At 32.7% G+C, this 8,288-nt stretch carries 8 protein-coding genes and 1 riboswitch; of the genes, 7 read left to right on the forward strand and 1 reads right to left on the reverse strand.

Annotated features, from left to right (window positions below; all coding sequences use genetic code 11):
• A partial coding sequence (locus WBG30_RS04135) for an ATP-binding cassette domain-containing protein (RefSeq protein ID WP_424503380.1) occupies nucleotides 1–558 on the forward strand: 558 nt, incomplete at its 5' end.
• Between the two features lie 55 nt (nucleotides 559–613).
• Here the strand turns inward: WBG30_RS04135 and WBG30_RS04140 are convergent.
• On the reverse strand, nucleotides 614–1,756 hold the full coding sequence (locus WBG30_RS04140; RefSeq protein ID WP_424503381.1) for a M20 metallopeptidase family protein: 1,143 nt from the start codon (nucleotides 1,754–1,756) through the stop codon (nucleotides 614–616).
• A 199-nt stretch (nucleotides 1,757–1,955) separates the two neighbouring features.
• A riboswitch (Lysine riboswitch) is annotated at nucleotides 1,956–2,130 on the forward strand.
• A gap of 95 nt (nucleotides 2,131–2,225) precedes the next feature.
• On the opposite strand from WBG30_RS04140, the gene WBG30_RS04145 reads away from it, so the two are divergent.
• The 6 genes from WBG30_RS04145 to WBG30_RS04170 all read left to right on the forward strand — a co-directional run bounded on the left by WBG30_RS04145 (nucleotide 2,226) and on the right by WBG30_RS04170 (nucleotide 8,106).
• The gene (locus WBG30_RS04145; RefSeq protein ID WP_424503382.1) at nucleotides 2,226–3,428 is read left to right on the forward strand and encodes an aspartate kinase; all 1,203 of its coding nucleotides are present in this window, start codon (nucleotides 2,226–2,228) and stop codon (nucleotides 3,426–3,428) included.
• 37 nt (nucleotides 3,429–3,465) lie between these two features.
• Nucleotides 3,466–4,452, forward strand: a complete 987-nt coding sequence (locus WBG30_RS04150; RefSeq protein ID WP_424503383.1) for an aspartate-semialdehyde dehydrogenase — start codon at nucleotides 3,466–3,468, stop codon at nucleotides 4,450–4,452.
• 39 nt (nucleotides 4,453–4,491) lie between these two features.
• Nucleotides 4,492–5,373, forward strand: coding sequence for a 4-hydroxy-tetrahydrodipicolinate synthase (dapA, locus tag WBG30_RS04155; protein WP_424503384.1), 882 nt, complete (start codon nucleotides 4,492–4,494; stop codon nucleotides 5,371–5,373).
• Between the two features lie 14 nt (nucleotides 5,374–5,387).
• Complete coding sequence (gene dapB, locus WBG30_RS04160) at nucleotides 5,388–6,125, forward strand: 4-hydroxy-tetrahydrodipicolinate reductase (protein WP_424503385.1); 738 nt, start codon at nucleotides 5,388–5,390, stop codon at nucleotides 6,123–6,125.
• Between the two features lie 96 nt (nucleotides 6,126–6,221).
• Nucleotides 6,222–6,935: a 2,3,4,5-tetrahydropyridine-2,6-dicarboxylate N-acetyltransferase gene (gene dapD, locus WBG30_RS04165; RefSeq protein WP_424503386.1), complete on the forward strand. Its 714-nt coding sequence runs from the start codon at nucleotides 6,222–6,224 to the stop codon at nucleotides 6,933–6,935.
• Between the two features lie 25 nt (nucleotides 6,936–6,960).
• Complete coding sequence (locus WBG30_RS04170) at nucleotides 6,961–8,106, forward strand: pyridoxal phosphate-dependent aminotransferase (RefSeq protein WP_424503387.1); 1,146 nt, start codon at nucleotides 6,961–6,963, stop codon at nucleotides 8,104–8,106.
• The last annotated feature ends 182 nt before the right edge of the window (nucleotides 8,107–8,288 follow it).

Below are 8,288 nucleotides of genomic sequence, written 5' to 3' on the forward strand. Positions count from 1 at the left end.
GACATCGTTAAAACAACACTTATCAAAATATTAGCTAGAGAGATAGAGCCTGATTCAGGTAGTGTCACTTGGGGAGTGACTACTTCTTTAGGTTATATGCCTAGAGATAATTCTGAATATTTCACAGCAAACAGTGGAACTGACCTTATTGACTGGTTAAGACCATATTCATCTGATCCTCATGAAAGTTTCATCAGAGGATTCTTAGGAAGAATGTTATTTGCTGGAGAAGATTCTCAAAAGAAACCTAGTGTTCTTTCTGGAGGAGAAAAAGTAAGATGTATGTTATCTAAAACAATGATGACAGGAGCTAATGTTTACTTATTTGATAATCCTACAGACCATTTAGATCTTGAATCTATCACTTCACTAAACAAAGCTTTAATCAAATTTAATGGAACTATTATATTTGCAGCTCATGACCATGAATTCATCCAAACTATAACTAATAGGATTATCGAGATAACTCCTAGTGGAATCGTTGATAAATTAATGGACTTTGATGAATATATCAAAGATGAAAGTGTAGAAGCTAGACTTGCAGAGATGTATAGTTAAAATAAAAAAGCTGAGACTAAGTCTCAGCTTTTTTATTCTCTATGATGTTATTTTATTATTCAAATACTCCTAATTTTTCACATATGCCAGTATATACTCTAAGTCCATTTTCCAACACTTTTTCATCAAAATTAAACTTGGAATTATGTAATGATTCTACATATCCTAACTCTTGATTTTTAGTTCCTACATAGAAAAAAAGTCCCCGAGTTACTTCCTGATAAAATCCGAAATCTTCAGCTAACATTTCAGGATCTATCTCCTCAAATTTCAACTTTTCATCTCCTCTAACAACATCCTCTAACATATCAAAATATTCCTTATCGTTTATTACAGGGGGATACCCTTCAGCTAAATCTATCTCTATTTTTACTCCGTAACTTATTTCCATTCCACGGGCTATATCCCTTATCTTCTCTATTATAAAATTAAAAGTCTCTGTAGAAAACGCCCTTATGGTCCCCTCCATCCGCGTGACTTCTGGAACTATATTTCTTATGGTCCCCCCCTCTATCTTTCCTATCGCTATTATACTCGGGTCAAAAGGTGCTATAAATTTAGAAGTAATAAGATTAAATCCTTCTAACATCTTCCCTGCTACTTGAATGGAATCTATTCCTAACTGAGGCTGACCTCCATGACCACTTTTTCCCTTTATAATTATATCTATTTCTGCGGCTTTTGCCATAAATCCACCTGCTCTACAGGCGATTATTCCCTCTTCTAATTTGGGAAATAGATGCAGTCCGAAGATCCCTTTGACATTATATTTTTCCAAAACCCCACTTTTTACAATATCATTAGCTCCTCCTGGACCTTCTTCAGCAGGTTGAAAAAGTAGGAGGATATTTTTCTTTAATTTTTTATCTTTTAAATACTCCATAAATCCTAACAAGGTTGCCATATGACCATCATGTCCACATGCATGCATAAACCCCTTATGTTTGGAGGTATAAGAAGTTCCTGTTTCTTCTAAGATAGTTAGGGCATCAATATCTGTCCTAAACCCGTAAGTTTCTCCTGAGCCAACATCTAGATAGATATAAAGTCCTGTTTCACAAATTATTTTAGGTTCATACCCCATCTTTGTTATTTCCTTTATTAAGTAAGCTTGGGTCTTTTTTTCCATATATCCTAATTCCGGAATTTCATGTAAATTTCTTCTATGTTTTTTCATTCTTTCTACTATTTTATCCATATTTGCCTCCCTAAAAGAAATTTAAATCCTTATCTTAGATAAAAGTAAACCTTATTTTTCTATTTTTTAAAAATATATATTATATATACTTTACATATACATTACGAATTATACTTACTACTATATTTTCCATTCATATAACTTATATATTATATATATTATATTTTATTTTATGTTTAGTGATATACTTACTTCAAATCATAAGAATAGAGGTTGCGAATACAAATAGTAAAAACAGGGAGAAGGCATTTTAAGATCTGTTTTGAAAGGTGTAGTTGCCGAAATATAGATTCTGCTAAAATCTATGTTGGGTGTATGGATAAGATCCATATAACTGTCGTTATCATAACAGGTAATGGGGTGCTATTTGAAGTTATAGATTATTCTTTTATCTCATTTTTGATTAGATGTAATTTTACTCTTCAGTAGTTCTCACTACTGAAGAATTTTTTTATTAAAGGAGATAAATATGATCATTGTACACAAATATGGAGGAAGCTCACTAGCTGACTTAGACAAAATAAAAAAGATTGCCTCCCACATCTCAAAATTAAGTGATGCAGGAGAAAAAATAGTTGTAGTTGCTTCTGCCATGGGTAAAACTACAAATAACTTAATAGAGATGGCTAAAAAAATTTCTAAAACACCAAATATAAGAGAGTTAGATACTCTAATGGCCACAGGTGAACAGCAGACTGTTGCTCTGTTATCTATGGCACTAAATGAACTAGGTAAAGACTCTATCTCCCTTACAGGAGCTCAAGCAGGAATAACCACTATAGGTTGCCACACTAAAAGTAGAATAAAGAGTGTTGACCCCAAGATAGTGCTTTCCCATCTAAATTGTGGAAAAATAGTCATTGTAGCCGGTTTTCAAGGAATGAACCAAGAAGGAGATATCACTACCTTAGGTAGAGGAGGATCAGATACCAGTGCTGTGGCTTTAGCTGCTAGTTTAGGAGCACAGTGTGAGATCTATACCGATGTAGATGGTATTTATGGTATCGACCCTAGAGTATATCCAAAGGCTAAAAAAATACAAAATATATCTTACGAGGAGATGATGGAAATGGCAAATTTAGGAGCAGGTGTTATGGAAACAAGAGCTGTTGAATTAGGAAAAAAATACAATGTTCCAATCTATGTAGGGCAAAGTTTAAGAGCTCACGACGGTACTCTCATATTAAATCAAAACGAAATTATGGAAGATAAGCCCATTACTGGTATAACCCTCAACGAAGATATTTTCATGGTTAATATCCAACACCTTCCTTATTCAGAAAACTTAGTAGCTAATATTTTTAACACTTTAGGTAAATATGAGTTAAACATCGATATGATAAGTCAAAATATAACTACTTCTGGTACTTTAGACCTTTCTTTCAGCTGTTTTAAAAGAGAAGAATCCCTTTTAAAACAAGCCATCGACGAATTAAATCAAAAGTCACAAGAAATTTCTATAGAGATCAAACATGATTTAATAATGCTTTCCCTAGTTGGGATAGGAATGGTAAGTTATTCAGGAGTTGCAGCCAAAGTATTTAACACCCTAGCTGCAAATAAAATTCCTTTTTATCACATAACTACTTCTGAGATCAGTATCTCATGTACTATCTCTGCAGAACATAAAAACGTAGCTATTCAAATGCTAGCAAAAGAATTTAATCTATAAAAAACATATAATTAAAAAATTTATTTAGGAGGAGATCATGAAAAAATATAACATCGCCATTGTAGGAGCTACTGGAATGGTGGGAAGAACCTTTCTCAAAGTATTAGAAGAAAGAAATTTTCCCATAGATAACCTTTACCTTTTAGCTTCTTCTAGATCTTGTGGAACAGAAATTAATTTTAAAAATAAAACGTATATAGTCGAGGAACTTACCCCTGAATCTTTCACCAAAGAAATAGATATAGCTCTATTTTCTGCTGGTGGAAATATCAGTAAAGAGATGGCTCCTATAGCGGTTTCTCATGGAATTACAGTTATAGACAATAGTAGTGCATGGAGAATGGATCCTACCATTCCTTTAGTTGTACCTGAGGTAAATCCAGAAGCTGCAACAACAAATAAACTAATTGCCAATCCTAACTGTTCTACCATACAGGTAGTAGTCCCACTAAAGGTTTTGGATGACCTCTACGGAATAAAAAGAGTTGTCTATTCTACCTACCAAGCTGTATCTGGATCTGGAGTAGCTGGAGTAAAAGATTTAAAAGATGGAATAGAGGGAAAAGAACCTTCTAATTATCCACATCCTATAGCCTTTAACTGTCTTCCCCATATAGATGACTTTACAGAAAATGGATACACTAAGGAAGAGTTAAAAATGATCAATGAAACTAGAAAAATTTTAAATAAACCAAATCTGCCTATCACTTCTACATGTGTAAGAGTTCCAGTAGAAAATGGACATTCTGTATCTGTTAATTTAGAATTTGAAAAAGAGTTCGATTTAGAAGAATTAAAAAAGGCTCTTCAAAATAAAAAAGGTATCATCTTACAGGATGATGTAAAAAATAATATCTATCCAATGCCTATAAATGCTAGCGGATTCGATGAAGTATTTGTAGGTAGAATTAGAAGAGATTATAGTGTAAACAACGGTATAAACCTGTGGACAGTAGCCGATAATATTAGAAAAGGTGCTGCTACAAATACTGTGCAAATTGCTGAATTATTAATAGAACAATAAAATATATATATTTTATTACAATTTTAAATAGGAGGAATTATGGGAATTTTTAAAGGATCTGGAGTAGCTCTTATCACCCCGTTCAACGAAGATATGAGTATCAATTATACTAAACTAGAAGAACTCATAGAGTGGCATATAGAAAACAAAACTGATGCCTTGGTAATCGCTGGAACCACTGGTGAGGCATCTACCCTTCCAGATGATGAACATATAGAATTAGTTAAAAGAAGTGTTGAAATAACTCGAGGTAGAGTTCCTGTAATCGCTGGAACTGGTAGTAATGATACCCGTCACGGAATTAGGTTAAGCCTTGAATGCGAAAGGGTTGGAGCCAACGGTCTTCTCATCGTTACACCATACTACAATAAAACCAATAGACAGGGATTGATAAACCACTATACAACTATAGCTGATAAAATAAATATACCCATTATTTTATACAATGTTCCAGGTAGAACTGGAATGAATATTCCTGCTGATGTAGTCCTTGAATTAAGTAACCATAAAAATATAGTTGGACTTAAAGAAGCCAGTGGAAATATCTCCTACTTAGCTGAAGTAGCTAGAATTTGTAATAGTGACTTTTCTATATATTCAGGTAATGACGATATTATAGTTCCTGTTTTATCACTCGGAGGAGTTGGAGTTATATCCGTATTAGCCAATGTCATGCCCCTTGAAACTCATAATATTGTTATGTCTTACTTAGAGGGAGATGTTATTAAATCTAGAGATTTACAACTTTCACTGAATTCTTTTGTTAATTCTTTATTTTTGGAGACCAATCCAATACCTGTAAAATCTGCAATGAACCTTATGAATATGAATGTTGGAGGATTAAGACAACCTCTATGGGAGATTAGTTCTAATGCTCAAGAACTTTTAAAAATAGAGATGAAAAAAGTAAATTTAATCTAAAAGGAGGTAACATTTTGAATATAGCCATATACGGATGGGGACAGATGGGAAAACTCTTAGTAGATACCATCGATAACAGTAAAAATTTAAATTTAGTTGGAATAATTGATTCTTTTTCCCTGGGAAAGGAACCTCGAATTGTTGAAACTTTAGAAGGTCTTTCTATTATTCCTGATGTTTTAATTGATTTTTCCCACTATAGTAATTCAACAAAAATTCTTCCATGGATTATGGCTCATAATGTTCCTACATTAATTGCTACCACAGGACATAGTGAAGAAGACTCAAAAAATATAAAGGAAGCCTCAAAAATAGTTCCTATACTTAAGGCGACTAATACCTCCCTTGGAATAAATTTAATTACAGAATTATTGGAAACTCTAGTTTCATCTTTAGAAGATTGGGATATTGAGTTAATCGAAAAACATCACAATAAAAAAATAGATGCCCCTAGTGGGACAGCACAATCACTTCTAACGAAAATAAATGATACACTAATTTCTAAAAGGGAATTAACTTATGGTAGAGAAGGGATTGCTCCTAGAAAGAAGGAGGAGATAGGGGTACACGTAGTCCGAGGTGGAAGTATCGTAGGAGAACATTCTATTATTTTTGCCGGTGAAGATGAAGTTATCGAGATAAAACATGAAGCACATTCAAAGATGATATTCGTTAATGGAGCCCTTAAAGGAGCAGGTTGGCTTTGTAGTCAACAGCCGGGATTTTACACAATGAAGGATATTTTCAACTAAAAAGCAACGTGACGTTGCATCCAAATATGTTTAATAACACCCCTACGGGTATAAGTGATTAGACTATAAAAATATATTTAAAAAGGAGAACATCTTATGACTAAATTAAATAACGCACATGAAATAATTCAATATATTAAAAATTCCACTAAATCTACCCCTGTAAAGGCTTATATCAATGGTGAATTAGAAGGAATTGATTTCCTAAACTGTAAAGTTTTTGGATGTCAAAATAGTAAAACAATCTTTGGAGAGTGGAAGGAAGTCCAAGAAATTTTAACTACTAACTCTAATTTAATCAGTGATTCTCATGTAGAAAGTGACAGAAGAAACTCCGCTATACCAATGTTAGACACTAAAAATATCCATGCTAGAATCGAACCCGGAGCTATCATTAGAGATATGGTAGAAATTGGAGACAATGCCGTTATTATGATGGGAGCTGTTATAAATATTGGTTCTAAAATCGGTTCTGGAACTATGATAGATTTAAATGTAGTAATGGGAGGAAGAGCCACTGTAGGAGATAACTGTCATATTGGTGCAGGTGCAGTATTGGCTGGTGTAATCGAACCGCCTAGTGCTGATCCTGTTATTATAGAAGATGATGTAGTTATAGGTGCTAATGCAGTAATTTTAGAAGGGGTTAGAGTCGGTAAGGGAGCTGTTGTAGCTGCTGGTGCTATTGTTATAACAAACGTCCCTGCTGGTGTTGTAGTAGCTGGAAATCCAGCTAAAATAATCAAAGATAAAGATGAAAAAACTGCTGGTAAGACTGAAATCATGAAAGATTTAAGAGTTATAAAGTAATATTAAAAATTAATTGGAGGTCAACATGAATATAAATCCAAAAGTAATAAATATAGAGATCTCCCTTATAAGACAAATCTCTATCAAAAGCAGGGAGTATAAAGATGTTATCAATCTTACTGTTGGGGAGCCTGATCTCCCTATCCCTGCTAAAATAGTTGAAGAAACTACCATCTATATGAAAAATAACCGGATGGGATATCCTATGTTAGGAGGGTCTCTAGAAATAAGAGAAGAGATCATAAACTTTTATAATACTAAATATGGTTCTTCTTATAAAGTAGATGAAGCCATTGTCACAGCAGGTGCTACAGAAGCTATTTCTATTGCTCTAAAAACTATTTTAAATAAAGGGGATGAGGTTTTAATTCCTCTTCCTTTTTATCCTGGATATCTTCCAAATGTAGATTTAAATGGTGGTAAATCAATATTTATCGATACCACAACCGATGAATTACAGCTTACTGTAGAGACTCTAAAAAAACATATTACTCCTAAAACCAAGGCTCTCATATTAAATTATCCCAACAATCCATCAGGAGCTATTTTATCAAAGAAAAACTTAGATGAAATCATGGAATTTTTAAGAGATAAAGATATCTATATTATCTCCGACGAAATATATAGTGAAATTACTTTTAACGATGATTTTCTTTCTGTAGGAAAATATGATTTTCTTAAAGAAAAAATAATTTTAATAAATGGGTTTTCAAAATCCCATTCTATGACTGGATGGCGTTTAGGATATATTTTAACTTCTAAAGAACTCAGAGATCAGTTAATAAAAGTTCATCAATATACCATTACATCTCCTTCTGTAGTTTCCGAATACGGTGGGTATATTGCACTTTCTAAATGTTCGGATATGTCTTCTTATACAAAGGAATACCAAAAAAGATGTGAGTATGTATACAATAGATTAAACTCTATGGGTATAGTTACCTTAAAACCAAAGGGATCTTTTTATATCTTCGGTTCTTTAGCTAATTTTAATCTACCTTCATCTTTAGATTTCGCCTTGGATCTACTTGACACAAAACATGTAGCTATCGTTCCTGGAATAGCCTTTGGAGTAGAAGGATATTTTAGAATTTCTTGTACCAAATCTGTAGAAATTTTAAAAATAGCTTTGGATAAGATAGAAAATTATATTAAAACCTATAGATCATAATAAACAATAGATATAGAATATTCTTTAGTTGAATATTATGTTTTCTCATACTATAATTTAAATATAAAACAACATAATTAAAACAAGGGAGAAGATGATATGATTAAATTTGAAAAATACCATGGTTTAGGAAATGATTTTATAATCTTTAATTATAAAGATTTAATGGCAAATAACATAAA

Origin of the sequence: Psychrilyobacter sp. (assembly GCF_049671765.1) — a bacterium.
In the GTDB taxonomy this organism is placed as follows: Bacteria; Fusobacteriota; Fusobacteriia; order Fusobacteriales; family Fusobacteriaceae; genus Psychrilyobacter.

Excerpts from the sequence above, each read along its gene's own strand:
- dapD (WP_424503386.1), top strand. The coding sequence starts at position 6,222 with ATGACTAAATTAAATAACGCACATGAAATAATTCAATATATTAAAAAT.
- dapA (WP_424503384.1), top strand. The coding sequence starts at position 4,492 with ATGGGAATTTTTAAAGGATCTGGAGTAGCTCTTATCACCCCGTTCAAC.
- WBG30_RS04170 (WP_424503387.1), top strand. The coding sequence starts at position 6,961 with ATGAATATAAATCCAAAAGTAATAAATATAGAGATCTCCCTTATAAGA.
- WBG30_RS04150 (WP_424503383.1), top strand. The coding sequence starts at position 3,466 with ATGAAAAAATATAACATCGCCATTGTAGGAGCTACTGGAATGGTGGGA.
- WBG30_RS04140 (WP_424503381.1), bottom strand. The coding sequence starts at position 1,756 with ATGGATAAAATAGTAGAAAGAATGAAAAAACATAGAAGAAATTTACAT.
- WBG30_RS04145 (WP_424503382.1), top strand. The coding sequence starts at position 2,226 with ATGATCATTGTACACAAATATGGAGGAAGCTCACTAGCTGACTTAGAC.